20 protein-coding genes and 1 tRNA gene are annotated in these 24,379 nt (G+C 65.4%); 13 read left to right on the top strand and 8 right to left on the bottom strand.

The window, feature by feature from the left end; translation table 11 throughout:
- The first annotated feature begins 94 nt into the window (after nucleotides 1-94).
- A tRNA-Lys gene (locus tag A1351_RS21370) sits at nucleotides 95-170 on the top strand.
- Between the two features lie 277 nt (nucleotides 171-447).
- On the opposite strand, the gene A1351_RS21365 is transcribed toward A1351_RS21370, so the two are convergent.
- Both A1351_RS21365 and A1351_RS21360 read right to left on the bottom strand, forming a co-directional pair.
- Nucleotides 448-1,173 carry a class I SAM-dependent methyltransferase gene (locus A1351_RS21365; RefSeq protein WP_083967448.1) on the bottom strand — a complete coding sequence of 242 codons (726 nt, stop codon included), beginning with the start codon at nucleotides 1,171-1,173 and terminating at the stop codon, nucleotides 448-450.
- Between the two features lie 5 nt (nucleotides 1,174-1,178).
- The gene (locus tag A1351_RS21360) at nucleotides 1,179-1,910 is read right to left on the bottom strand and encodes a cytochrome c biogenesis CcdA family protein (protein ID WP_024878993.1); all 732 of its coding nucleotides are present in this window, start codon (nucleotides 1,908-1,910) and stop codon (nucleotides 1,179-1,181) included.
- A 102-nt stretch (nucleotides 1,911-2,012) separates the two neighbouring features.
- Between A1351_RS21360 and A1351_RS21355 the strand changes: the two genes are divergently transcribed.
- Together A1351_RS21355 and phhA are read left to right on the top strand one after the other, a co-directional pair.
- Entirely contained in the window at nucleotides 2,013-3,380 is a 1,368-nt protein-coding gene (locus A1351_RS21355; RefSeq protein WP_064033865.1) for a tryptophanase, read from the top strand.
- Between the two features lie 69 nt (nucleotides 3,381-3,449).
- Nucleotides 3,450-4,316: a phenylalanine 4-monooxygenase gene (gene phhA / locus A1351_RS21350; protein ID WP_064033864.1), complete on the top strand. Its 867-nt coding sequence runs from the start codon at nucleotides 3,450-3,452 to the stop codon at nucleotides 4,314-4,316.
- A gap of 3 nt (nucleotides 4,317-4,319) precedes the next feature.
- Here the strand turns inward: phhA and A1351_RS21345 are convergent, their stop codons facing one another.
- Together A1351_RS21345 and A1351_RS21340 are read right to left on the bottom strand one after the other, a co-directional pair.
- The gene (locus A1351_RS21345) at nucleotides 4,320-5,558 is read right to left on the bottom strand and encodes a M48 family metallopeptidase (protein WP_064033881.1); all 1,239 of its coding nucleotides are present in this window, start codon (nucleotides 5,556-5,558) and stop codon (nucleotides 4,320-4,322) included.
- Nucleotides 5,559-5,632: 74 nt separating this feature from the next.
- Nucleotides 5,633-6,856: a TCR/Tet family MFS transporter gene (locus tag A1351_RS21340; RefSeq protein WP_064033863.1), complete on the bottom strand. Its 1,224-nt coding sequence runs from the start codon at nucleotides 6,854-6,856 to the stop codon at nucleotides 5,633-5,635.
- 342 nt (nucleotides 6,857-7,198) lie between these two features.
- Here A1351_RS21340 and rfbB point away from each other — a divergent pair, with 342 nt between their 5' ends.
- From rfbB to rfbA, 4 genes are read left to right on the top strand one after another with little or no spacing between them, the layout of a single operon-like run.
- Nucleotides 7,199-8,251, top strand: coding sequence for a dTDP-glucose 4,6-dehydratase (rfbB, locus tag A1351_RS21335; protein WP_064033862.1), 1,053 nt, complete (start codon nucleotides 7,199-7,201; stop codon nucleotides 8,249-8,251).
- A gap of 18 nt (nucleotides 8,252-8,269) precedes the next feature.
- The gene (gene rfbC, locus A1351_RS21330) at nucleotides 8,270-8,827 is read left to right on the top strand and encodes a dTDP-4-dehydrorhamnose 3,5-epimerase (RefSeq protein WP_064033861.1); all 558 of its coding nucleotides are present in this window, start codon (nucleotides 8,270-8,272) and stop codon (nucleotides 8,825-8,827) included.
- Between the two features lie 8 nt (nucleotides 8,828-8,835).
- The gene (rfbD, locus tag A1351_RS21325) at nucleotides 8,836-9,732 is read left to right on the top strand and encodes a dTDP-4-dehydrorhamnose reductase (RefSeq protein WP_064033860.1); all 897 of its coding nucleotides are present in this window, start codon (nucleotides 8,836-8,838) and stop codon (nucleotides 9,730-9,732) included.
- A 1-nt stretch (nucleotide 9,733) separates the two neighbouring features.
- Complete coding sequence (gene rfbA / locus A1351_RS21320) at nucleotides 9,734-10,603, top strand: glucose-1-phosphate thymidylyltransferase RfbA (protein ID WP_064033880.1); 870 nt, start codon at nucleotides 9,734-9,736, stop codon at nucleotides 10,601-10,603.
- A gap of 7 nt (nucleotides 10,604-10,610) precedes the next feature.
- On the opposite strand, the gene A1351_RS21315 is transcribed toward rfbA, so the two are convergent.
- Nucleotides 10,611-11,885 carry a lipopolysaccharide biosynthesis protein gene (locus A1351_RS21315; RefSeq protein ID WP_064033859.1) on the bottom strand — a complete coding sequence of 425 codons (1,275 nt, stop codon included), beginning with the start codon at nucleotides 11,883-11,885 and terminating at the stop codon, nucleotides 10,611-10,613.
- Between the two features lie 8 nt (nucleotides 11,886-11,893).
- A complete protein-coding gene (locus tag A1351_RS21310; RefSeq protein WP_024878983.1) occupies nucleotides 11,894-12,547 on the bottom strand; it encodes an ABC transporter ATP-binding protein in 654 nt (217 codons plus the stop codon).
- A gap of 251 nt (nucleotides 12,548-12,798) precedes the next feature.
- Between A1351_RS21310 and A1351_RS21305 the strand changes: the two genes are divergently transcribed.
- The 5 genes from A1351_RS21305 to A1351_RS21285 all read left to right on the top strand — a co-directional run bounded on the left by A1351_RS21305 (nucleotide 12,799) and on the right by A1351_RS21285 (nucleotide 21,666).
- The gene (locus A1351_RS21305; RefSeq protein ID WP_245291703.1) at nucleotides 12,799-14,976 is read left to right on the top strand and encodes a glycosyltransferase family 2 protein; all 2,178 of its coding nucleotides are present in this window, start codon (nucleotides 12,799-12,801) and stop codon (nucleotides 14,974-14,976) included.
- Nucleotides 14,977-15,168: 192 nt separating this feature from the next.
- A complete protein-coding gene (locus A1351_RS21300) occupies nucleotides 15,169-15,816 on the top strand; it encodes a bifunctional 2-polyprenyl-6-hydroxyphenol methylase/3-demethylubiquinol 3-O-methyltransferase UbiG (RefSeq protein ID WP_157096429.1) in 648 nt (215 codons plus the stop codon).
- A 36-nt stretch (nucleotides 15,817-15,852) separates the two neighbouring features.
- On the top strand, nucleotides 15,853-17,307 hold the full coding sequence (locus A1351_RS21295; RefSeq protein ID WP_064033856.1) for a hypothetical protein: 1,455 nt from the start codon (nucleotides 15,853-15,855) through the stop codon (nucleotides 17,305-17,307).
- A gap of 243 nt (nucleotides 17,308-17,550) precedes the next feature.
- Complete coding sequence (locus A1351_RS21290; RefSeq protein WP_064033855.1) at nucleotides 17,551-19,488, top strand: methyl-accepting chemotaxis protein; 1,938 nt, start codon at nucleotides 17,551-17,553, stop codon at nucleotides 19,486-19,488.
- 225 nt (nucleotides 19,489-19,713) lie between these two features.
- Nucleotides 19,714-21,666: a methyl-accepting chemotaxis protein gene (locus tag A1351_RS21285; protein ID WP_064033854.1), complete on the top strand. Its 1,953-nt coding sequence runs from the start codon at nucleotides 19,714-19,716 to the stop codon at nucleotides 21,664-21,666.
- On the opposite strand, the gene A1351_RS21280 is transcribed toward A1351_RS21285, so the two are convergent.
- Nucleotides 21,642-22,232, bottom strand: a complete 591-nt coding sequence (locus A1351_RS21280) for a TetR/AcrR family transcriptional regulator (protein WP_024878977.1) — start codon at nucleotides 22,230-22,232, stop codon at nucleotides 21,642-21,644. The genes A1351_RS21285 and A1351_RS21280 overlap by 25 nt on opposite strands.
- Before the next feature lie 340 nt (nucleotides 22,233-22,572).
- Between A1351_RS21280 and A1351_RS21275 the strand changes: the two genes are divergently transcribed.
- Complete coding sequence (locus A1351_RS21275) at nucleotides 22,573-23,199, top strand: outer membrane protein (protein WP_024878976.1); 627 nt, start codon at nucleotides 22,573-22,575, stop codon at nucleotides 23,197-23,199.
- Between the two features lie 178 nt (nucleotides 23,200-23,377).
- Here A1351_RS21275 and tsf read toward each other — a convergent pair whose 3' ends face one another.
- On the bottom strand, nucleotides 23,378-24,301 hold the full coding sequence (gene tsf / locus A1351_RS21270; RefSeq protein ID WP_024878975.1) for a translation elongation factor Ts: 924 nt from the start codon (nucleotides 24,299-24,301) through the stop codon (nucleotides 23,378-23,380).
- Between the last annotated feature and the right edge of the window lie 78 nt (nucleotides 24,302-24,379).

Genomic DNA, 24,379 nt, shown 5'->3' with positions numbered 1-24,379 from the left:
GTGACGATTTTTCTTTTCAGCGCTGGACATGAGCGGCGTCATTGGGTATTTGCCACCTCGTTCCGCTCATTCAGCGCAAGCCGAAGCGACGGACGGGCGCATAGCTCAGTTGGTAGAGCAGCTGACTCTTAATCAGCGGGTCCAAGGTTCGAGCCCTTGTGCGCCCACCATTAAAATCAAAGCCGATATCGGCATGGCGAGACCCGTAAGAGCGCGGTCTTCGCATCATTAGTGTGCAGCCGCCTCGGCTGCGCTTCACTCAGCCAATCTCATGCGGGACGAGGCAGAGCCCACGCTCTCCGACAATCATAGGATTGCCGCGCTCTTGTCATTGTCCGGTCATGGCGCGGCGCTAGTTGTGACGAAGAGCAAACGATGGCTACATGCCACCGCGGGCTCTAACGCCGGGCCGGAGGTACGTCCGGCGTTTTTCTTTTCTGGGACCCGTTACGGCTTGACCGCGGTCAGCAGCGTGTCCACGCCTTCGCGATATTCGACACGAACATCGGCGAAGCCTGCCGCCGTCATGCGCTCCAGCGCCGGCGCCAGATACATCACATGCTCGGGCGATTCGTCGCTGAAGAGATGCGCGACCCAATCCTCGAGCAGATCATAGCGGCCAATCGTCCCGAGCTTTGCGAACCAGCTGCGCACCTCCGCCTGCGTCGCGGAGAGATGCGCGGCGCGATCGTCCATCGCATAGCGGTCGCCATTGACGAAGATGCCGCCTGGCTTCAGCACGCGGAAAATCTCGGCGAGAAATTCCCGACGATAATCGTCGAGGAAATTATGCACGGCGTAATTGGAGGAGACGACATCGACGCTGGCCGCGGGAAGGCCGCGAAGATAGGCGAGCGCGTCGGCTTCCACGAATTGCACGCGGCCAGCGGCGACGAAACCCGCGAGGTGAGAGCGCGCCTGATCCAGCATTTTGGCGGCGCTGTCGATCGCGGTGACATGGAGATCGTCGCGCCCGGCGAGCAGCGGCAGCGTGCTCACGCCCGTGCCGCAGCCGATCTCCAGAACCTCGAGCGCGACACCCTCGCGCCAATGCGCGACGCGCTCCGCCACGCGGCGGGCGAGCAGCGCCGCATTGGGGCAGATGAGCTCGAGCATGCGATATTCGGCGCCGATCGGCCCGGTGAAGAGATTTTCATCGATGCGCTGTGACATGGCGATCATCCGAAATTCGCGAGACCCGGAAAGGTCTCGAGCAGCCAGAAGGAGAAGCTCTGCATTCCGCCGGTGAGGAAGGCGAGTCCCGTGAGCACCAGCAGCGCGCCGACGACCTTCTCCACCTTGCCGAAATGCTTCTTGAACTTCTGCATGAAGCCCATGAACGGCCCCATCGCCGCCGCGGCGGCGAGGAAGGGCAGGCCGAGACCCGCCGAATAGACGCCGAGCAGGACAGCGCCGCGGCCGACCGTCTCCTGCGAGCCGGCGACGGCGAGAATGGCGGCGAGGATCGGACCGATGCAGGGCGTCCAACCGAAGGCGAAGGCGAGGCCCATGACATAGGCGCCGAGGAGGCCGACCGGCTTTGCGACCTCGAGGCGTTTCTCACGATAGAGCAGGCCGATCTGGAAGACACCGAGGAAGTGCAGGCCCATCAGGATGATGGCGAACCCTGAGGCTTTCTCCAATATCCATTGGTAGGCGTGCAGCGCTCGTCCGAACGCGCTCGCCGTCGCGCCGAGCGCCACGAACACGGTGGAGAAGCCGGCGACGAACAAGATCGCGGCCAGGAACACGTCACGCCGGGCGCGCTTCTTTCCCTCGACCGCGAGATCCTCGAGCGTCGCGCCCGCGATGAAGGTGAGATAGGGCGGCACCAATGGCAGCACGCAAGGGCTGAGGAAAGAGAGCACGCCCGCCGCAGCAGCGGCAGGATAAGTGACGTCGGCCGCCATGAGGTCTCCTCTTATCGCGCCGACGGTTTTGCCACAGCCGGCGAGGCTACGTAAAGCGGCGTCGGCGCCGCGCCCTATTTCGCATCTCGAAGGAGGCGGCATATGCGCACCATCATCGAGCCCTTCCGCATCAAGATGACAGAAGCTCTGCCGATCACAAGGCGGAACACGCGCGAGGAGCGGCTGAAGGCCGCGCATTACAATGTTTTTCTGCTCGATGCGGAAGACATCACCATCGATCTTCTGACCGACAGCGGCACGGGCGCCATGTCGGATCGGCAGTGGGCCGCGCTCATGATGGGCGACGAAAGCTATGCGGGAAGCAGGTCCTGGCGCCGCTTCGAGAAGACCATTCGCGACATCACGGGTTTCAAGCATATTTTTCCTACGCATCAAGGCCGCGCGGCGGAGCGCATTCTCGCTGCGACGCGGCTGAAGCGCGGCGATATCGTCCCCAACAACAGCCATTTCGATACGACGCGCGCCAATATCGAATATGTCGGCGCGACGGCGCTCGATCTGCCCAGCGCAAAGGCCGCCGATATTCATGCGGAGACGCATTTCAAAGGCGACATAGATCTCGCGGCGCTGGAGCGTGCGCTGGAGCGCGAGGGAAAGAAAATTCCCTTCTGCATGCTCACCGCGACAAACAACACAGGCGGCGGGCAGCCGATCTCTCTCGACAATATTCGCGCGGCCAAGGCTCTGCTGACGCGGCGCGGAATACCTCTGGTGCTCGACGCCTGCCGTTTCGCCGAGAACGCCTATTTCATCAAGCTCTGGGAGCGCGGCTATGCGGATCGCGCGCTCATCGACATAGCGCGGGAGATGTTCTCTCTCTGCGATGGCGCGACGATAAGCGCCAAGAAGGACGGGCTCGCCAATATAGGTGGATTCTTCGCCTGCAATGACGATCGCTGGGCGGAGGATTTTCGTAATCTGCTGATATTGACGGAAGGATTTCCCACCTATGGCGGACTCGCGGGCCGCGATCTCGAGGCGATCGCCGTTGGGCTCGAGGAAGCGCTGGAGGAGGAATACCAACGCTATCGCCATGCGACGGTGGAATATCTCGCTTCCCGCCTCATCGCGCGCGGCGTTCCGATCGTGCGGCCGGCCGGCGGCCATGCGGTATTCATCGACGCCGCGGGCTTTTGCCCGCATCTTTCGGCGAAGGATTTTCCGGGCGTCGGCCTCACCGCAGCGCTCTACCTCGAGGGCGGCGTGCGCGGCGTCGAATTGGGCAGCGTGATGTTCGGCCGCCGCGCGGAAGACGGAACGGAGACGCCGGCGCCGCGCGAATTGGTGCGCCTCGCCTTTCCGCGCCGCGTCTACACGCAGAGCCATTTCGATTATGTGATCGAGGCGATCGAGAACGTATTCCGCGAGCGCGCCGCCATCCCGCCGTTTCGTATCGTGAGGCAGGCGCCCTTCCTGCGCCATTTCACCGCGCATTTCGCGCCCGGCTGAGCGGCTTTGCGGCCGGCCGGCGCGCGCCTATCTATTTCGAGAACCCGGCTTTCGCTAAAGGAGGGCCGCATGGAGAAGGGCAAAAACCGCTACGCCGACGCGCCCCGCCGCGCCGATTGGACGATCGAGCAGAATTGGCCCTCCTATAGCGCGGCCGAGCATGATCGCTGGAGCCGGCTCTACGCCCGCCAGGCCGAGCTTCTGCCCGGCCGCGCCTGCGACGAATATCTCACCGCAATGGACGCGCTCGCGCTCTCGCCCGCCGGCGTTCCCGATTTCGACGTGCTGAGCGCGCGGCTCTCGCCGCTGACGGGCTGGCGCGTCGTTCCGGTCGCCGGCCTCGTTCCCGACGACGTCTTCTTCGAGCATCTCGCCAATCGGCGCTTTCCCGCCGGCGCCTTCATTCGCCCGGAGGAGGAGCTCGATTATCTCGAGGAGCCGGACGTCTTCCACGACGTCTTTGGCCATGTGCCGCTGCTGGCGAACCCCGTCTATGCGCGCTTTCTACAGGCCTATGGCGAGGGCGGACGGCGGGCGCTGGCGCGCGGCCAGCTCGCCAATTTGGCGCGGCTCTATTGGTATACGGTGGAGTTCGGGCTGCTGGCGACGCCTGCGGGGCTGCGCATCTTCGGCGCAGGCATCCTCTCCTCGCCGGCGGAGACGGTCTTCTCGCTCGAGGACACGTCGCCCAATCGCATCGGCTTCGATCTCGAGCGGGTGATGCGCACCAATTACATCATCGACGATTTCCAGCAGTGCTATTTCGTCGTCGATGGATTCGAGCGCCTGCTCGAGGCCTGCTATCGCGATTTCGGCCCCATCTACGACCGTCTGCGGTCAGAAGCCGATCTCGCGCCGCATGAGATCGCGCCCGGCGATGCGCTGATCACGCGCGGCGATTTCCATTATTTCCGCGGCAAGGCGCACGCCGCCTGAAGGTCAGGCGCCCCTCGCCTCCTCCAGCGCGGCGATGCGGATCGGCGCCGGCGGATGCGAATAATAAAACAGCGCATAGAGCCGGTCCGGCGTCAGCGTCGAGAGATTGTCGCGCGAGAGCTTGGTGAGCGCGCTCACCATCGGCTCCTTGCCATAAATGGATTTGGCGAAGCCGTCGGCCTCGAACTCCGCCCGGCGCGACAGGAAATTGGTGAGCGGCGACAGAAGATGCAGAATGGGCGCGGCCGCCGTCAGCGCGATGACGAGAATGATTCCCGGATCATCGGGCAGGCCGAAGGCACCGCCGAGCCCCCGCTCGAAGGCGAGATGCAGAGCCGCGAAGCCGAGGAAGAGAAAGCTCGCCGCCTGGAAGATCCGCTGCCGCACATGGCCGAATTTATAATGGCCGAGCTCATGGGCGAGAATGGCGAGTATCTCGTCGGCGCTGTGCTTGCGCAGCAGCGTGTCGAAGAAGACGATGCGCTTCGCCTTGCCGAAGCCGGAGAAATAGGCGTTGCCATGGGTGGAGCGCGTCGAGGCGTCCATCACAAAGAGCCCGCCCGACTGAAATCCGCAGCGCGCCAGCAGCTCCTCCATGCGCGCCTTCAGCGCCGCATCCTCGAGCGGGGTGAAATGATTGAACATGGGCGCGATGACGGAAGGGTAGATCACCGTCATGGCCAGCAGCAGCGCCACCGCCGCGACGAAGCCCGCCAGCCACCAATAATCGGGCGAGAAGCGCGCCGCGAAGAACAGCCCATAGAGCAAGGGAATGAAGAACAGCAGCCAGAGCGCCGCGCCCTTCGCCTCATCGAGGACGAACATGAAAGGCGTGGTGCGGTTGAAGCCGAAGCGCGCCTCGAGGCCGAAAGTCTCGACCAGCGACAGCGGCAGGCGCAGCAGATGATCGACGATCGCCACCGCGACGACGACGGCGACGCTGAGCGTCAGGCCCGGCGCGATGAATTGCGCAAGCAGCGCATAGAGCGGGCCGAGCAGAAAAGCGAGCCAAGCGACGGAGATCGCCGCGTCCAGCAAGGTCTCGCCGACGGAGAGGCGCATGCGCGCGACTGTGTAATCGGCGGAGCGGCGATGCTCTTGCGGAGTGATCGTCTCCGCGAATTCGGGTGGAGGCGCATCGCGATCGGCGCGCGCGGCGCGGCTCTGGCGAGCCTTCAAATAGACGCCCAGCGCCGCGGAGGCGAGAATGGCGAAATAAACGGCCGCAGCGACGAAGCTCATGCGCATCTCCGAAAGCGCCGGCCGATGGACCGCGCGCGGCCTCAATATAAGCGGCCGCGCGGCGGAATGCGACGTCAGACGGCGGGAGGCTGCACGGCTCCGCTCACGGCGTTGCGCGCCACGAAGAGGCTCGCCGCGAGCAGCAGCGCCGCGACGAAATAGCCCGCCCCCGGAAAGTCGCCGGCGCCGATGGAGAGGGAGAGGATCTGCGTGAAGAACAGCGGCCCCACCATGCCGGAAACGCCGCGCAAGCTCGACAGCGCGCCTTGCAACCGCCCCTGCTCCGACGCCGAGGCGAAGCGCGTGGCGAGGCCCTGGAACGCCGGATTGGCCATCGCCCAGAGGGCGATGAGCGGGGGCGCCGCCATGAAGATCCCGCCCGTGGGCGCGAAGGCGTAGGCCGCGAAGCCGAGCGCCCCCGCCGCCAGAGCGACGACCAGCGTCGCGCGCTCGCCGAAGCGCTTGACCGCCGGCCGCACCAATCCGCCGGAGACCACCGTCTGCGACACGCCGACGATGGCGAGCGCCCAGCCGGTCGTCTCCGCGTCCCAATGGTAACGATATTCCGTGTAGAGCACGAAGAGGCTCGGCAGCGATTCATGCGCCAGATAGGAGAGGAAGATGGCGAGCGCCAGCAGCGCGAGCGAGCGGTCGCGGCGCAGGAAGTCCAGCGAGCCGAGCACATTGGCGCTGCGCCAGAGGACCGAGCTGGTGCGCTTTTCCGGCGAGAGCGACTCCGGCAGGATGAAATAGCCATAGGCCGCATTGAGCAGGCTCAGCGCCGCCGCGGCCCAGAACGGGTAGCGCAAGCCATGATTGCCGAGCACGCCGCCGAGCGCCGGGCCGAGGATGAAGCCGACGCCGAACGCCGCGCCGATCATGCCGAAGCGGCCGGCGCGCTTCTCCGGCTCGGTGATGTCCGCGATATAGGCCGTCGCCGTCGAGACGCTGGCCGCCGTCACGCCCGATATCAGCCGGCCGATGAAGAGGAAGGACAAGGATGGCGCGAGCGCCATGAACACATAATCGAGCCCCATGCCGAGATTGGACAGCAGCACGACCGGCCGACGGCCGAAACGATCCGACAGCGCGCCGAGCATGGGCTGAAACAAAAATTGCATGAAGGCCCAGGCGAAACCAAAGACGCCCGTCGCTATAGAAGCGCTTTGCAGATCGCCGCCCTCGAACTCCACGATGAGCTTGGGAAGCACCGGGATCATCACGCCGAGCGCCAGCATGTCGAGCGCGACAGTGATGAGGATGAAGACGAAGGCCGCCTTGCCGGGACGCTGAAACATCGACTACTCTTCTGTACGGCCGGCGATCCGTCGCGGCCCGATCTATCGCGGGATAGCGCGAAACCGACACGCTGCGCAAGCAGTCTGGAACGAGTCCAAATTCTCGCAACCGACGCCAGCGCGCCGGAAAACGCCGCATAAAAAACATATTTTCGCTCGGCGCGCCGGAGTTGACAGCCAGCGCCGCGATCTTTCAATAGGCGTGAATAGAAGAGAAAAATCTTGCGGCGGCGGCGACGAGGCGAATCCTCGGGACCAGGAACAAGGTGCTTTTCGCGGATGCGTCTTCCCTCTCGCTTCCTCCATGAGACAGCGGCGAACGCCGCCCGGATCGGGCGCTAGATGCGCATTCTCGTCACCGGCGGCGCCGGCTTCATCGGCTCGGCGGTCTCGCGCCGGATCATCGAGACGACGCCGCATGAGCTGCTCGTCTATGACAAGCTCACCTATGCCGGCAATCTCGACTCGCTCGCGCCCATCGCCGGCGATCCGCGCTATTGCTTCCGCCGCGCCGACATATGCGACCGCGACGCCGTCGCCGCCGCCTTCGAGGAGTTTCGGCCCGACGTCGTGATGCATCTCGCCGCCGAGAGCCATGTCGATCGCTCCATCGACGGGCCGGGCGCTTTCATCGAGACCAATGTCGTCGGCACTTTCACTCTGCTCGCCGCGGCGCTCGATTATTGGCGCCGTCTCGATGCGCAGACCGCCGCCGGTTTTCGCTTTCTGCATATCTCGACCGACGAAGTGTTCGGCGCGCTCGGCGCGGAAGGGCTGTTCCACGAGGACACGCCCTATGCGCCCAACTCGCCTTATTCTGCATCCAAGGCGGGCTCGGATCATCTCGCGCGCGCATGGCGCGAGACCTATGGGCTGCCGACCATCGTCACCAATTGCTCCAATAATTACGGCCCCTATCATTTCCCGGAAAAGCTCATTCCGCTCACCATTCTCAATGCGCTCGAGGAGAAGCCGCTGCCCGTCTATGGACGCGGCGAGAATGTGCGCGATTGGCTCTATGTCGAGGATCACGCCGAGGCGCTGCTCACCGTCGCGCGCGCCGGCGTCGTCGGACAATCCTATAATGTCGGCAGCCGCTCGGAGATGCGCAACATAGAAGTGGTGCAGGCGATCTGCGACTGTCTCGACGAGTTGAGGCCCCGCGCGCGCGGCTCCTATCGCGAGCTGATCGCCTTCGTGCAGGATCGGCCGGGCCATGATCTGCGCTATGCGATCGATTGCTCCAAGATCGAGCGCGAGCTCGGCTGGCGCGCCAAGGAGAGCTTTGCCAGCGGGCTCGCCAAGACGGTGCGCTGGTATCTCGAAAATGAAGAATGGTGGAAAGCCATACGCTCCGGCAAATATCGCGGCGAGCGGCTCGGCTGCGTCGCCTGACGCGCGCGTGAGGACAGCATGAAAGTCGAGGATACGGCGCTCGATAGCGTCAAGATCGTCACGCCCGATCGCTTCGGCGATGCGCGCGGCTTTTTCTCCGAGAGCTATAATGAAAGGCGCTGGGAGGAGCGCGGCCTGCCGCCATTGCGCTTCGTTCAGGACAATCATTCGCTCTCCCGCGATATAGGCGTCATACGCGGGCTGCATTTTCAGACCGCGCCTTTCGCGCAGGACAAGCTGGTGCGCGTCACGCGCGGCCGCATATTGGATGTGGCGGTCGATATTCGCCGCTCGTCTCCTACATTCGGCCGTCATGTCGCGGTGGAGCTCTCCGCCGAGAATTGGCGGCAATTGCTCGTTCCCATCGGCTTCGCGCATGGCTTCTGCACGCTCGAGCCGGATACGGAGGTCGTCTATAAGGTGACGAATTTCTATTCGGCGCCCAATGATCGCGGCCTCGCCTTCGACGATGGCGATCTCGACATCGCCTGGCCGATCGCGCCCACACGCGCCATACTGTCGGAGAAGGATCGACGCTGGCCGCGCCTGCGCGATCTCACGGATACATTCGCGTGAGCACGCCCATGCGCATCGCCGTCACTGGAACGCAGGGCCAGATCGTCACCGCTCTGCGCGAGCGCGCGTCCGAAGAAACACAAGTCATCGCGCTCGGACGGCCGCAGCTCGATTTGACGGATCGCGATAGCGTGCGCGCGGCGTTGAACGATGCGCGCTGCGATGTGATCGTCAACGCCGCCGCCTATACAGCGGTGGACAAAGCGGAACAGGAAGAAGCGCTCGCCATGCGCGTCAATGGCGAAGGCGCCGGCCATGTCGCCGAGGCTGCGGCAGCGCTCGGCGTTCCGCTCATTCATTTCTCGACCGATTATGTGTTCGACGGCTCCGCTGCGCGCCCCTATCGCGAGGATGATCCCACGGCGCCGCTCGGCGCCTATGGCCGCTCCAAGCTCGAGGGCGAAAGGCGCGTCGCTGCGCTCTGTCCAAGCTCGGCTATACTGCGCACGGCCTGGGTCTACAGCCCCTTCGGCGCGAATTTCGTGCGCACGATGTTGCGGCTCGGCGAGACGCGCGAGGAGGTCGGCGTGGTCGCCGATCAGCTCGGCAATCCGACGAGCGCAATCGACATAGCCGAGGCGACATTGCGCATTGCGAGGCGCCTTTGCAGCGACGGCGCGCCGCAGCTGCGCGGCGTCTTTCACATGACCGGCGCGGGCGACGCCTGCTGGGCCGATGTGGCGGAAGCGATCTTCACGCGCGCAGAAGCGCATGGCCGCAAGCCAGTGCGCGTTCGCCGCATCGCCACGGCGGATTATCCGACGCCGGCGCGGCGCCCGGCCAATTCGCGCCTCGACAATACGAAGCTTTCGCAAATCTACGGCGTCGCTCTGCCCGACTGGCGCCCATCGCTCGCGGCCTGCGTCGACAGGCTGCTCGCCGGCCCCACAGATGGAGGAGCATGAAATGCGCGGAATCATTCTCGCGGGCGGCAGCGGCACGCGGCTTCATCCGGCGACGCTCGCCGTCTCCAAGCAATTGCTGCCGGTCTATGACAAGCCGATGATCTATTATCCGCTGAGCGCGCTGATGCTCGCCGGCGTGCGCGAGATACTCGTCATCACGACGCCCGATGACGAAGCGGCGTTCAAGCGCCTGCTCGGCTCCGGCGCGCAATGGGGCGTCTCCTTCACCTATGCCGCGCAGCCGCGCCCGGACGGACTGGCGCAAGCCTATGTCATCGGCGCGAGCTTCGTCGAAGGGCAAAGCTCTGTGCTGGTGCTGGGCGACAATATTTTCTACGGCCACGGCCTCACGGAGTCGCTGAGCAAGGCGAAGCAATCGCGCCGCGGCGCCACGGTCTTCGCCTATCACGTCGCCGATCCCGAGCGTTACGGCGTCGTCGATTTCGACGCGCAGGGCCGCGCATTGTCGCTCGAGGAAAAGCCGAAAGCGCCGAAATCCAATTGGGCGGTCACGGGCCTTTATTTCTACGACGAGCGCGCGCCGCAATATGCGGCGGAGCTGCGACCTTCGCCGCGCGGCGAATTGGAGATCACCGATCTCAACAATATCTATCTGCAGCGCGGCGAGCTGAATGTGGAGCGCCTGGGCCGCGGCTTCGCCTGGCTCGACACGGGCACGCCGGCCTCGCTGCTGGAAGCGGCGGAATATGTGCGCGCGATCGAGCTGCGTCAGGGCCAGCGCATCGCTTGCCTCGAGGAGATCGCCTTCCGCCAAGGCTGGATCGACGCCGAGACGCTACGCGCCGCCGCGCAGAAATTCGCCAAGAGCCAGTATGGCGCCTATCTGACGCAAGTGGCGCGCGAGCGCTGACGCGCGCTCAGGCCATATGGTTGCGCACGAAGGCGATGAGTCCGACGACCAAGCCATAAAGGGTGAGCGAAATGGCGAGCAGCAGGCCCGTATAGAGCCAGCGCCGCGGATAGCGCGCGTCCTCCGGCAGAGCAGGCGCCTCGATCTGATGGAGATAGAGCAGCTTGCGATCGCTGAACAGCCGCGCGCCGTCGAGCGAGGCGGTCGCGATCTGATAGCTCGTCTCGGCGATCTTATGCTCTAGGTCGAGATTGGCGAAGGTCGTCATCTTGCCGGAGAGCGTCTTGCTCGCCAGCGCGTCGATCCCCTGCTGCTCGCGCGTGGTGATCTCCGCCTTCAGGCTCGCGACCTGCTTCTCGAGCGATTCGATCTGTCGCTTCAGATGACGAATTTGCGGCGCGCTCTCATCGACGTAGCGCGACTGGGTGAGATATTCCTGCTGATATTTCAGCAGCTCGATCTGGACGGCGGAGAGCACTTCGCTCTGCGATTTGCTCGTCTGGCGAACGTCGATCAGCCCTTCCGTATTGCGCGCGCGCTCCAAATTCACGCGCGCGACCTTCAGCCGCTCGGCGGCGCGCTCGACATCCTGCTCGGAGGCCCGCACAGTGTCCTGACGCATCCGCTCATTGAGATCATTGACCAGAGTCTCGCAGTCGGCGATCACCTTGTCGGCGATCGTCTTGGCGTCGGCCGGCGAGAAGGCGCGGACAGTCAGCGTGACGATTCCGGAGGGGAAGCTGATCGTCGCCGTGGCCATCTTCTTCCAGTACTCGGTGAAATTCTCGATCGGCTTCGACTTTTTGAAGCGCGCCCACCAATCGACGCGATCCGAGCCATAGAGCTCGCGCAGATTCACCTGGCGCTCGAGCTGCTCGACCAGCGTCCGGCTCTCGATATATTCGATGATGATCATCGAATCTTGAAAGATCATCATCTGCGGCAGGCCGGTCACGGAGCCGAGCCCGTCGAGCTTAGGAATGGCCGCGCTGCTCACGGTGAATTTCGCCTCGGCGACATATTGGTCCGAAGCGAGCAGCCCGTAATAGAGCCCGCCCACGACATTGGGGATCGCCACCATGGCGATCGCGAGGACGAGAAAGGCGATGCGCATCGCCTTTGCGCCGCGACGCTCGGCGAAGCTGGATTTCTGATAGGCGCCGCGCGCCCGCGCCGAAAATCGCGCGCGCCGCGCGGCTTCGGCCAGGAAGCGCTGAACGGCCTCGGCGCGCTCCAGCGCATTGACCGTGCGAAGATCGGGAGACTTCGGAGGTTCGTCCATCCTCGCCTCTATCGGTTCATTCGATTGTACATTTCGATCGCTTTGGCGACCGTGTCGAACATGAAGAGGCGGCCGTCGACGAGCACGCCGCCGCGGTCGCAATAATCCGCCACGGCCTGCATCGAATGCGAGACGAAGATGACGCTCGAATTTTTGCGCCGCTGGTCGAAAGCCTCCTGGCATCGCTTCTGAAATCGCATGTCGCCGACGCCGGTGATCTCGTCGATGAGATAGACGTCGAAGTCGATGGACATGGACATGCCGAAGGCCAGACGCGCGCCCATGCCGGACGAATAGGTCTTCACCGGCGCGTCGAAATAATCGCCGAGCTCGGAGAACTCCTCGACGAACATCGCCGCCTTGCGCGGATCGGCGCCGTAGATTCGCGCCACGAAATGCACATTCTCGCGGCCGGTCATCGCCGGATGAAAGCCGCCGCCGAAGCCGAGCGGCCAAGACACGCGCACCGTGCGTCGCACCTTGCCGGAATTCGGCAGCTCGGTGCCCGCTATGACCTTGAGGGTCGTCGTCTTGCCGGCGCCGTTGACGCCGAGCAGACCATAGGAATAGCTCGTGTCGAAAACCATCGACACATGATCCAATATGACCTTCGAGTGTCGCTCGGTCTTATAGAATTTGAAGACGTCTAAGAGTTGGATCATCTTCTCTTCGAGCAGGCTTCGCCAGGGAACCGCCATTGACGCGAACCGCGCCCTTATAGCCCAGCGCGAGCGCCGCGTCCACGCGGGCGCAAAGGCCTAATTTCGCCACTTTTCCGCCACGGCCGCATCACGCGCGCCAGGCGCCGAGCTATGGCCAAGGCGCCGCGGCTCGACTATATGACGCGAGCGCGGAACCCCGGTCCGCGACTCATATTCGGGAAAGCACGGTCTTGTTGCTGAGAATTCCTTCTGTGCGTCGATCCGGCCTTCGCCGGCTCGGCTGGGAGAGCTGGCAGGCCACGGATGCGGACCCGCTCTTCGTCTTCGTCACGGGCTTTTTGCGCGCCGCCTATATCATTCTCGAGGTCGCCGACGCCGATCAGACGCTCGACCCGCGCATCTATATCGATTTCGGCAAGGGCTTCGAGCCGGATGACGAGATCGAGCTCAAGCACACGCGCGACGGCCTCTATGTGATCGCGCTGCGCAGCTTCGGCCGCGTGCATCATGTCCGTTTCGATCCCTCCTCCTACCCTTCACGGTTTCGTTTTCGCGCCTTCATCGCCTATGATGAAAAATCCGTGCGCGCCTTCGTCGGCGGCAGGCTGCGCGAGGCCGCGCGGGGCGAGCGCGCGGCGCCGCTCTGCGAGACCATAGCGCGGCCGGGCGCGCCGGAGCTTTCCGACGTCGGCGCGCGCGTCGCCAAGGTGCGCGGCGCGACTCCGCATTTCGAGCAGGTGATCGCCATGGGCAACGCCCGCTACGCCGGCGCGCCGGCATGGGCGGGCGAGCGGCCGGCATTCTCCTTTGTAACGCCGGTCTATGACGCGCCCGCGCTCTATCTCGATCAGCTGCTCGACTCCTTTCGGATTCAAAGGGCCGGCGCCTATGAGCTGATCCTCTCGGACGACGGCTCGACGTCGCGCGAGACGATCGACTGGCTCGAGCGCCATCGCGACACGCCGCATGTGACGGTTCTGCGCGCGGCGCAGAATGGCGGGATCGCCGTCGCCACCAATAGCGGCCTCGCCGCGGCGCGCGGCGATTGGGTCGGCTTCATCGATCACGACGATGCGCTCGCGCCTTTCGCCGTCGATGCGCTGCTGGAGACGATCGAGCGCACGCCCGGCGCGCAATTCGTCTTCACCGACGAGATCGTCGCCGACGCCAAGCTGCAACCCAAGCATTACTCGCTGAAGCCCGCCTTCGATCCGGCGCTGCTCTCCGGCGTCAATTACGTCAATCATCTCTCGCTCTATCGCCGCGAGCGGCTGCAGGCGCTCGGCGGCCTGCGCCAGGGCTACGAAGGCTCGCAGGATTATGATCTGCTGCTGCGCTACACGCGCGGCCTCGCGACGGAGGAGATCGTCCATCTCCCCTACCCCGCCTATCTCTGGCGCCGAGACGGAAAGAGCTATTCGGTGAGCTTTCTCGATCGCGCCACGACGAGCGCGCGCCGCTCGCTGGCGGAGAGCTACGCCCTCGACGGCGTCCAGGCGGTGGTGGAGCCGGCGCGCAACGCCGATCTGCATCGCGTTCGCTTTTCGCCGAAGGACGACGCCTGGCCGCTCGTCTCCATCATCGTGCCGAGCCGCGATTCCTTCGCGCTCGTCTCCCGCCTCTTCGACGATCTCACCTTGCGGACCGATTATCCGCGCATGGAGATACTCGTCGTCGACAATGGCACGAAGGACGAGCGCGTTCTCGATCTCTATGAGCAGACGAAGGCGGCGCATTCTTTCTTCTCTGTCGACATCGTCGAGGAGAAATTCAACTTCTCACGGCAGGTCAATCGCGGCCTGCGGGCGGCGCGCGGCGATTGCGTGCTGCTGCTCAATAACGACATAGAGGTCATGGACGCCGGCTGGCTGAAGGAGATGGTCTCCTGCCTCGCCTATCCGTCGACGGGAATTGTCGGCGCGCGGCTGCTCTATCCGAATGGAACATTGCAGCATGCGGGGGTCATCATGGGCCTCGGCTCGGTGGCGGGACATTGGTTCTGCGGCATGCCCGGCGATTATCCCGGCCCCATGGGCCGGCTCGACGTCCGCCAATCCATGGCGGCGGTGACGGGCGCCTGCATGCTGATCACACGCGCCTGCCTCGAGGCCGTCGGCGGATTGGATGAAGAGAATTTCGCCATCGCCTATAATGACACGGATTATTGCATGCGCGCCGGCCGCGCCGGATTTCGCGTCGTATGGACGCCTTTCGCAACGCTCTATCATCATGAATCGGCGAGCCGCGGCAGCGACGAGACCGACGCCAATATCGCGCGCTTTCGCCGCGAGCAGGACACGCTGCGCAAAAAATACGATCTCGTCAATTATGTCGATCCCGCATTCAACCCCTGGTACAGTCGCGACAATGCGGCGCCGCGATTGCAACTGCTCAGCAGCCTGCCGCCGGGCCGTCATTTCCGCGTGTAACGCCCGCCGATTGCCAAAAGCGTCGCGACAGCGTAATCCGTCGCGCCGCGTCGCGGGCGCCCGTGCGCGCTCCCGGCGCGCATGGAATTGATGTCTTTAACAGAAAAATCAGTCGTGTTTTCGATGCGATTCGAAAGCATTTCTGCTCATCGCCGAGGGATGATCGTATCGATGCTGAGGAAGCTGCGAGACATGCTGCCGAAACGCGGAGCGTCGCGTCCTCCGGCGGAGGTTTTCGACTCCTATGTGTCGAGCGTTCCGCGCCTGCAGAACGCCATCGATGTGATCGGCGGATGGAGCTGCGCTTTTCCGCCCGCATGCGGCGTCTCCGCCGGTCGGATCGAAGCCTTCGACGATGCGCGCATTCGATGGGCGATCGATTGCTTCGGCTCGCTCGAGGGCCGCAATGTGCTCGAGCTTTCGCCCGGCGAGGCCGGCCACAGCTTCCTTCTCGAATCCGCCGGCGCGCGCGTCGAGGCGATCGAGCCGAGCCGCGCCGCATTCATCCGCTGCCTCGTCGCCAAAGAGGTGATGCGCCTCTCGCGAACGCGCTTCTGGCTCGGCGACATGGAGGCGTTTCTGCGCGATACGGACAAGCGCTATGATCTCGTCGTCGCCTGCGACGCGCTGCGCCGTTTCGCCGATCCGCTCGCGGCCATAGCGCTTCTCGCGCGCCACGCCGACGCGCTGTATATTCACACGCAAGTCGCGCAGCGTGGAGAGGCGTCTTCGCTCCGCCGCGACGATCTGATCGCCGCATTGCATGAAGCCGGTTTTACGAACATACGAGAGGCGGAGAGCGGCCACTCCTCCGGGCTTTCGATTTTTGCGCGCAAGTGACACGCAGCGCTCGCGCGCGCCATAGGAGCACGGCCGATGTTCTTCACGCGCAAGCGCTTGCGGGAATTCTCGGGCTATGTCGATCTCGCGAGCGGCGGCCGCGTGTCCGGCTGGGTCTATGACCGTTTGCGGCCGCGCGATCGATTCGATGTCGAGATCTGCTCCGCCGGCGCCGTGATCGGCGTCGCGCGCGCCGATCGGCCGCGCGAGGATTTGGCGCGCGCCGGCTTCGGCGACGGACGCTACGGCTTCGATTTCGATCTGCCGAACGGCGATTATCCCGAGGAGACTCTGGCCGCCCGCGTGCGCGGCGAGGATTTCTGGCTGCTGGAGAATGCGGGCCGGCGCAGCCTTGCGGCCGAGCTGCTCAATTCCACGCGGCGCGGCCTGCCGCGGCTCGAGCCCACGCTGTCGCTGCGGCCGGTCGACGAGCGCGACATAGAGATCGCCGCCGAGCTGCAGAGCGCCTGGGCGCAGCACGCCAGCGGCCGCGGCGCGCGGCGCTTGGGCGGCGGCGGCGCCATGTGGACCGATATCGTCTCGAATCGCCATCAGCCGCTGCTCGCGCTTCTCGACGGCGGCGATCCTCGCGCGCTGGCGCAATGCCTCGTCGATGTGCAGAAATCCTCCGCCGCGACCGGGCTCGAGCAGGGCGTGCAGGCCTATCGGGACTTTCTCGCCGCCTCGCCGGAGGGCCGCCGGGCCGCGGTCGCGCCCTTCCACGACATGCTGGCCTCGCTCGCGCAATATATCGGCCTCGCGCGGGTGGAATGCGCCGAGCAGGATTATGTGGGCGAGACGCTGGTCGCCTCCTCGCGCGAGCTGGTCGCCGAGATCGAGGCGGCGCTCGGCTTTCCCATCGCGCCGCCCGCCGTCTTCGACGGGCTCTATGGCCTCGCCATGGACGGCAATGTGCTGCATGGGCGCGACATTCAGGCGCTCTATCTCGCTCTGCGCGCGATAGAGGCCAGCGGCCTCGCGCGTCCCAGAATTTGCGAGATCGGCGGCGGCTTCGGCAAGGCGGCGCGCTATGCGCTGCTCGCCGGCGCGCGCCATTACACCATCGTCGATCTGCCGACGGTCGCCGCCATGCAATTCTTCGCGTTGCGGCGCGGCCTGCCCGAAGCGAGCGTGCAGTTCCGCCATCCGCGCGAGCCGTCCCGCGGCGTGGGCGTCGATCTCGTCCTCGCGCCGGAGATCGACGACGAAGCGCTCATCGAAAGCGACGTCATCGTCAATTGCGATTCCTTTCCCGAGATGGGCGACGCCGTCTGCCGAAGCTATTTCGCCCGCATCGGCCGCTGGGCGCCGCTGCTGCTGAGCGTCAATCAGGAGGCCAATCGCGTGGTCGGCTCCTCCGGCCGGCAATCGGTGGTGGGCGCGCTGCTGCCCGATTACGGCTTTACCCGCCGCTATCGCTTCCGCAGCTGGATCAGGCGCGGCTATGCGGAGGAGCTGTGGGCCGCGCCGGAACGCCGCGCCGAGGGGTGACGCGACGCCGCAGCAGACGCCCCGTCTCGTCGCTCAAATACAAAAATCATCCGTATTGTCAAAAACATAGAGATTTCTGAAACTTTTCCGGGTCTAGGCTGGATATTGTTCGACCGACCCGAGGCATGAGGCCCGCCGGAGATTCCGAGCGCGTCGGCGACTGTCCCCATCTCACCGCGGAGCGAATGCGCTCGCCGGACGACGGCGCGCATCCCGATCTCCGTCTCGAAGGACCCCGGCTCCATGCGATTCGACGATTTCAAGCTCACCACCAAAAGCCTGCTGCCGCTCGCCCTGACCTGCCTGCTGTTCCTCGGCGTGACGGCGCTCGGCGTCTATCGAATCCAGGATCTCGGCCACCGCTACCAATATCTGACCGACCATTCGGACGCCGCCCTGGTGCGGCTGCTGCGAACGAATCGCACCGCGTTCGAGGTGGGCTATGCCGTCCATTCGATGGTCGCCTATGAATCCGACACGGAATTGTTCAAGCTCGCCGAGAAGAATTTCGAGACCGCCAGCGAGCGCGTCAATGCGCTTCTCGACGCGGCGGCGCAGCTCGATCCGGCCCGCGCCCCGGCGATCAAGACCTTCCGTGCGCGAATCGACAAGATCATCGAGGACGCCAAGCCCGCCGTTCGCATCGCGCGGGACGTTCCGGGCCTCGAGGTCGGCTCTCGCCTGCAGCCGCACGAGCTCGACGCGCTCGCCAAATGCCTGGCGATTCTGCGCAATGTCGACATGCAGCTGGAAAAGCTCACCGAGGATATGAAGAAGTTCAACGACTCGGTGCTCGAGGACAATCAGCATGTCGGCGACGAGCTGCGCCGCCAGACCGAGCATACGATCTGGACCATGCTCATCGTCGGCGCGCTGGCCCTGCTCGGCGGCGGCTCCGCCACGCTCTATGTCTCGAGCCGCAAGATCGGCGCGCCCATCGCGCGGCTCACCGGACAGATGAGCGCCATCGCCCGCGGCAATCTCGACATCGTCGTGGAAGGCGTCGCGCGGCGCGACGAGGTGGGGGCAATGGCCGAGGCGCTCGACACATTCAAGCGCAACGCCCAGGAGCTGCGGGCGGCGGAGGCCCGCGCGGCCGAGGAGAAGCGGCGCGGCGAGGCGGCCGACGCAGAGCGCCGGGCCGAGCAGGCGGCCGCCGAGAAGGAACGCGAGGCGGCGCTGAGGGCGATAGGCAGAGGCCTCGAGAAGCTCGCCGCCAAGGATCTCGTCTATCGCCTCTCGGAGGACATGCCCGCCGCCTATCGCAGCCTGCAGAGCGATTTCAACGCGGCCATCGGCCAGCTGGAGGCGGCGCTGGGCGTGGTGGCGGGCGGCGCGGAGGCGATCGGCTCCGGCGTCGATCAGATCGCCGTCGCCGCTGATGATCTCGCCCGTCGCACCGAGCAGCAGGCCGCCAGCCTCGAGGAGACCGCCGCCGCGCTGGAGGAGATCACCACCACGGTGAAGAAGAGCGCCGAGGGCGCCGTCAATGCGAGCGGCATCGTCGGCTCCACCAAGACCGAGGCGGAGAAGAGCGGCGCGATCGTCCGCCGCGCCGTCGACGCCATGGGGCGGATCGAGAAATCCTCTCAGGAGATCGGCCAGATCATCGGCGTCATCGACGAGATCGCCTTCCAGACCAATCTTCTGGCGCTCAACGCCGGCGTCGAGGCGGCGCGCGCGGGCGAGGCCGGCAAGGGCTTCGCCGTGGTCGCCTCGGAAGTGCGCGCTCTGGCGCAGCGTTCCGCCGAGGCCGCGCGCGAGATCAAGAGCCTCATCTCCACCTCGACGGTCGAGGTGGAGCAAGGCGTCGAGCTGGTCGGCGCGACCGGCCGCGCACTGGAGAAGATCGTCACCCAGGTGGCGGAGATCGATCGCGTCGTCGCCGACATCGCCGCGGGCGCGCGCGAGCAGGCCACGGGCCTCGCCGAGGTCAACACCGCCGTCACCCAGATGGATCAGAACACGCAGAAGAACGCCGCAATGGTGGAGGAGACCACCGCCGCCAGCCACAGCCTGCGCAAGGAGACCGAGGGGCTGACGCGCTCGGTGGCGAGCTTCCGGCTCGCAGAGCGCCCGCAGGCGCGGCGCCCGGCGCTGAGGACGGTCTCCGCCGGCGGCGGCGGCGCGGTCCGCAAGCCGCAGCCCCTCCCGGCGCAGGAGGATTGGACGGAGTTCTGACCGGACGCTCGCTTTTCGACGATCCGAGAGGCCGCCGGGGACGCCCCGGCGGCCTCTCTTTTTTGGCGCCGAGGCTGCTGCGCGCCGGCCGCGCCGGCGCATGCGAAAGAGGAAAACATAGATTTTTCAGAAACCTTTTGCTGCTTAGGCTCCACCGTATTCCCGCGAGCGCCACTCCCGCGACAACTGCGCCGGCTCGCCGTCGATCATAAGGAAGCTTTCTCGATGCGGTTCGACAATTTGAAGCTCACCACCAAGAGCCTTCTTCCACTCGCTTTGACCTGCCTGCTCTTCATCGGCGTCACCGGGCTGGGCGTCCATCGCATGAGCGAGCTCGGACGACGCTACGAAGATCTGACCGAGCATTCCTACGCCGCCGTGGTGAAGCTGCTGCGATCCAATCGCGCCATCACCGATTTCGGCCTCTCGGTCCATCAGATGATCGCTTATGACGCGGATACGCCGATCTCGCGCGCCGCCACGCAGGAGGCCGCCTCTATCGGCCCGCGCGTCGACACGCTGCTCGGCGAGGCGATGCAGCTCGATCCCGCACATGCGGCGCAGATCAAAGGTTATCGCGACCGCTTCGCCAAGGTCTTCGAGCAGGCGAAGCCCGCGATCGCAATCGCTCAGGAGCTGCCGGCGCTCGAGCTCGGCGCGCGCCTGAAGCCGCATGAGCTGGAGCAGCTCGCCAAATGCGTGTCGCTGCTGCGCGGCGCCGATGAGGAAATCCGCGCCATCGTCGATGAGATGCGCTCCATCTATAGGGCCGCCGAGGCGGAGGACAAGCGCGTCGGCGAGGAGCTGCGCCGCCAGACCGCGCAGACGATCTGGACGATGATCGGCGTCGGCGCCCTCGCCGTTCTCATCGGCTGCGCGGCGTCGCTGTATATTTCCGGCCGCAAAATCGGCGCGCCGATCGCGCGCCTCACCGGGCAGATGGGCGATATCGCCAAGGGCGATCTCGGCGCCGTCGTGGCGGGCGTGGAGCGCGGCGACGAGGTCGGCGCGATGGCGCGCGCGCTGGACACGTTCAAGCGCAATGCGCAGGAGCTGCGCGCCGCCGAGGCCCGCGCCGCCGAGGAGCGCCGTCGCAGCGAGGAGGCCGATTCGCGGCGCAAAGCCGAGCAGGCCGTGGTCGAAAGAGAGCGCGAGGCGGCGCTGCAGGCGATCGGCGACGGTCTCGAGAAGCTCGCCTCCAAAAATCTCGTCTATCGGCTCTCCGACGCCATGCCCGAGACCTATCGCCGGCTGCAGAATGATTTCAACGCGGCCATGAGCCAGCTGGAAGCCGCGCTCGGCCTCGTCGCCGGCGGCGCGCGAGCCATCGATTCCGGCTCCAGCCAGATCGCCGTCGCCGCCGACGATCTCGCCCGCCGCACCGAGCAGCAGGCCGCCAGCCTGGAAGAGACGGCCGCCGCGCTGGAAGAGATCACCACCACGGTGAAGAAGAGCGCCGAGGGCGCCGTTCACGCCAGCAATATCGTCGGCTCCACCAAGATGGAGGCCGAGAAGAGCGGCGAGATCGTCCGCCGGGCGGTGGACGCCATGGGCCGCATCGAGCGCTCCTCGCAGCAGATCGGCCAGATCATCGGCGTCATCGACGAGATCGCCTTCCAGACCAATCTCCTGGCGCTCAACGCCGGAGTCGAGGCGGCGCGCGCGGGCGAAGCCGGCAAGGGCTTTGCGGTGGTGGCCTCGGAAGTGCGCGCGCTGGCGCAGCGCTCCGCCGAGGCGGCCAAGGAGATCAAGGGCCTCATCTCCACCTCCACGGTAGAGGTGGATCAGGGCGTCGAGCTCGTCGGCGCGACGGGCAAGGCGCTCGACACCATCGTCGCCCAGGTGGCGGAGATCGACAAGGTGGTCGCCGACATCGCCGCGGGCGCCCGCGAGCAGGCCACGGGCCTCGCCGAGGTCAACACCGCCGTCACCCAGATGGATCAGAACACGCAGAAGAACGCCGCAATGGTGGAGGAGACCACCGCCGCCAGCCACAGCCTGCGCAAGGAGACGGAGGCGCTGACGCGCTCTGTGGCGAGCTTCGAGCTCGGCGACAAGCACGGCTCCCGCACGCACGCCAACGCGCCGCGGGCGGCGCTGAAGACGGTCTCCGCCGAACGCGGCGGCGGCGCGGCGCGTAAGCCGCAGCCGGCTCAGGACGATTGGGAGGAGTTTTGATCGCTCGCGACGAGCGGTCCGATCTCGTCGAGACAGGCGGCGAGCAGGCGCTGGATCATCGGCCCGCTGTCGGCGTCGGCGAGCAGCGGTTCGACCCGCAGCACCTCCCGCATGATGGAGAAGCCGATGAGGCAGGAGACGAACAGCGCCGCCCGCTGCTGCGCCGCCTGCCCATCGAGCTTGGCGGCCAGCGGCCCGATGAAATCCCGATAGCAGCAGGCGCGAATGAGATCGCGCGCCAGCGGGCTCGTCAGCGAGCGAATGAAGATCTGCAGCCCGTCGTGCTGCTGCGATTCGAGCGCGAAGCTCGCGAACACCGCGCCGAGCCGGCTGCGATCCGCCGATAGGAGAGTCGCCGGGCACGCCTCGACGACGGCGGCGGCGAACAGTTGCTCCTTTGAGCCGAAAGAGCGATGCACCAGGGCCACATCGACGCCGACATCTGCGGCAATGTCGCGCAGCCTCACCTCCTCGAAGGAGGCGTGCGCGAAACGCGCGATCGCCGCGGCGAGAATACGCCGCCGCGTCGCCTCCCCCGAACGCTTCTCCGATTTATCCGGCCGCATCGAGAATCCTTCTCCCGATATGTATTTACAATCGATCGCGCGCGACGCGCCGTCAATCGGCATTCCAGCGACCGGCCGACTTCTCGTCAAAATTTCGCGGTATTTTACCTATTAGGGAAATGTGAACCTTTCGCAGGCCAAGGTCACGCTCGTCCACCGCATGGTGAAGCCTCCGGCGGGGCTCGACCGGACCAGACGTCCGACGCGCTCGACGGGGTTCTCGCCGAAGATATCAACAGTGGTTGACAAATCAGGCCGACTCGACGAATTTCGGCCTATGGTCACGTTCTAGCCGAGGCGGCGGCTGGGCGTCCTTTTTTCGTGCTCTTCGGAGGTTTCCATGCATATCAAGAACAGCCTTTCGGCTATCGCGGTCGCCGCCGCTCTCTCCGTCGGCGCCGCTCACGCCGCCGACCTGCCCTATCGCAAGGATGCGCCGGCCTTCGCGCCGCCGCCGCCGGTCTTCTCCTGGACGGGCGCCTATGTCGGCCTCAATGTCGGCGGCGGCTTCAAGGCGGACAACAGCTTCGGCGGCGACGTCAGCGGCGTCGTGGGTGGCGGCCAGATCGGCTACAACTACCAGATCTCGCCGCTCTTCGTGGTCGGCCTCGAGACCGACTTCCAGGGCACGAGCCTGCGCTCCAACAATGGCTTCGGCAACGCCAGCCTGCCCTGGTTCGGCACTGTGCGCGGCCGCGCCGGCTTCGCCCTGCTCGAGTCGAAGCTCTTCGTCTATGGCACGGGCGGCTTCGCCTATGGCGAGCTGAACACGCCGTTCGGCAGCGACACCCGTACCGGCTGGACCGCCGGCGGCGGCGTGGAATACGCCTTCCTGCCGAACTGGTCGGCCAAGGTCGAATATCTCTACACCGACCTCACCAACAATGGCGGCTTCGCCATCGGCCCGCAGCGCGCCAAGTTCCACACGGTCCGCGCCGGCATCAACTACCACTTCAACCTGTTCTAGTCTTCGCAGGCGCCACATGGCCCCACACGGGGCCATGTGGGCGCGAGGACGGCAGCGACAAAACCAAAAAGGCGAAGCGACCCTCGGGCTCGCTTCGCCTTTTTCTTTGTCTTATCGCCGGCGCCTTATGGCCCGCCATTCCCGGCCGCCGCAGCGACCGGGGATTTGACAGATGCGATCAGCCCTTGGCGGCCGCCGCCACTTCCGCAGCGAAATCGCTGGTCTCTTTCTCTATGCCCTCGCCGAGCGCATAGCGGGCGAAGCCCTTGATCGCGATAGGCGCGCCAGCCTTGCCCTCATGCTCCTTGAGCGTCTGGGTGATGGTCTTGCCGCCGTGATCCGGGTGGTTCGAGACCTGATCGAGCAGCAGGACCTCTTTGTAATAGGTCTTGAGGCCCGAATCGATGATCTTCTCCAGCACATTGGCCGGCTTGCCCGCGTTCTTCTCGGCGAGCAGCGCCTTCTCGCGCTCCACCGTCGCCTGGTCGAGGCCGGAGGCGTCGAGCGCCAGCGGATTGGCCGAGGCGACATGCATGGCGATCTGACGCGCGAGAGTCGACAGGACTTCCTTGTCGCCCTTGGACTCGAGCGCCACGATCACCGCGATCTTGCCGAGGCCGTCGGCGATCTGCGTGTGGACGTAGCGATTGACCGCGCCCTCCACCTTCAGCGGCGCGACGCGACGCAGCGTCAGATTCTCGCCGATGGTGGCGATGCCGGTGGTGATCGCCTCGGAGACGACGCCGCCGCCCGGATAGGGCTTGCCGGCGAGCTCCTCGGCGCTCGTGGCGCCGGTCTCCAGCGCGACTCGCGCGATATTATTGACGAGCTTCTGGAAGTCGTCGTTGCGGGCGACGAAGTCGGTCTCGGAATTCACCTCGACGACGACGCCGACGCCGTCCTCGACGATCGCAGCGACGAGACCCTCGGCGGCCACGCGGCCGGACTTCTTGGCGGCCTTGGAGAGGCCCTTCTTGCGCAGCCAATCGACGGCCGCCTCGATGTCGCCATTGGTCTCGTTGAGGGCGGCCTTGCAATCCATCATGCCGGCGCCCGTGCTCTCACGCAGTTCCTTGACGAGAGCGGCGGTGATCTGGGCCATGGGGTTAGACACCTCTAGCTAGAGCTAACGCCGGCCCCTTTGGGAGCCGGCGCGATAATCTTTCGTGAATGTGACGCT

It is taken from the genome of Methylosinus sp. R-45379 (assembly GCF_001644125.1).
GTDB lineage: Bacteria > Pseudomonadota > Alphaproteobacteria > Rhizobiales > Beijerinckiaceae > Methylosinus.
The sequence above is the reverse complement of the archived record's forward strand: the minus strand, read 5'-3'. Positions and strand labels throughout refer to the sequence as shown.

Bases quoted from the DNA above. Each gene is read 5' to 3' on its own strand.
- rfbD (WP_064033860.1), top strand. From the start codon at position 8,836: ATGCGCATCGCCGTCACTGGAACGCAGGGCCAGATCGTCACCGCTCTG.
- A1351_RS21345 (WP_064033881.1), bottom strand. From the start codon at position 5,558: ATGAGCTTCGTCGCTGCGGCCGTTTATTTCGCCATTCTCGCCTCCGCG.
- rfbA (WP_064033880.1), top strand. From the start codon at position 9,734: ATGCGCGGAATCATTCTCGCGGGCGGCAGCGGCACGCGGCTTCATCCG.
- A1351_RS21310 (WP_024878983.1), bottom strand. From the start codon at position 12,547: ATGATCCAACTCTTAGACGTCTTCAAATTCTATAAGACCGAGCGACAC.
- tsf (WP_024878975.1), bottom strand. From the start codon at position 24,301: ATGGCCCAGATCACCGCCGCTCTCGTCAAGGAACTGCGTGAGAGCACG.
- A1351_RS21290 (WP_064033855.1), top strand. From the start codon at position 17,551: ATGCGATTCGACGATTTCAAGCTCACCACCAAAAGCCTGCTGCCGCTC.
- A1351_RS21340 (WP_064033863.1), bottom strand. From the start codon at position 6,856: ATGTTTCAGCGTCCCGGCAAGGCGGCCTTCGTCTTCATCCTCATCACT.
- rfbB (WP_064033862.1), top strand. From the start codon at position 7,199: ATGCGCATTCTCGTCACCGGCGGCGCCGGCTTCATCGGCTCGGCGGTC.
- A1351_RS21285 (WP_064033854.1), top strand. From the start codon at position 19,714: ATGCGGTTCGACAATTTGAAGCTCACCACCAAGAGCCTTCTTCCACTC.
- rfbC (WP_064033861.1), top strand. From the start codon at position 8,270: ATGAAAGTCGAGGATACGGCGCTCGATAGCGTCAAGATCGTCACGCCC.
- A1351_RS21360 (WP_024878993.1), bottom strand. From the start codon at position 1,910: ATGGCGGCCGACGTCACTTATCCTGCCGCTGCTGCGGCGGGCGTGCTC.
- A1351_RS21275 (WP_024878976.1), top strand. From the start codon at position 22,573: ATGCATATCAAGAACAGCCTTTCGGCTATCGCGGTCGCCGCCGCTCTC.
- A1351_RS21300 (WP_157096429.1), top strand. From the start codon at position 15,169: ATGCTGCCGAAACGCGGAGCGTCGCGTCCTCCGGCGGAGGTTTTCGAC.
- A1351_RS21365 (WP_083967448.1), bottom strand. From the start codon at position 1,173: ATGTCACAGCGCATCGATGAAAATCTCTTCACCGGGCCGATCGGCGCC.
- A1351_RS21315 (WP_064033859.1), bottom strand. From the start codon at position 11,885: ATGGACGAACCTCCGAAGTCTCCCGATCTTCGCACGGTCAATGCGCTG.
- A1351_RS21280 (WP_024878977.1), bottom strand. From the start codon at position 22,232: ATGCGGCCGGATAAATCGGAGAAGCGTTCGGGGGAGGCGACGCGGCGG.
- phhA (WP_064033864.1), top strand. From the start codon at position 3,450: ATGGAGAAGGGCAAAAACCGCTACGCCGACGCGCCCCGCCGCGCCGAT.
- A1351_RS21295 (WP_064033856.1), top strand. From the start codon at position 15,853: ATGTTCTTCACGCGCAAGCGCTTGCGGGAATTCTCGGGCTATGTCGAT.
- A1351_RS21355 (WP_064033865.1), top strand. From the start codon at position 2,013: ATGCGCACCATCATCGAGCCCTTCCGCATCAAGATGACAGAAGCTCTG.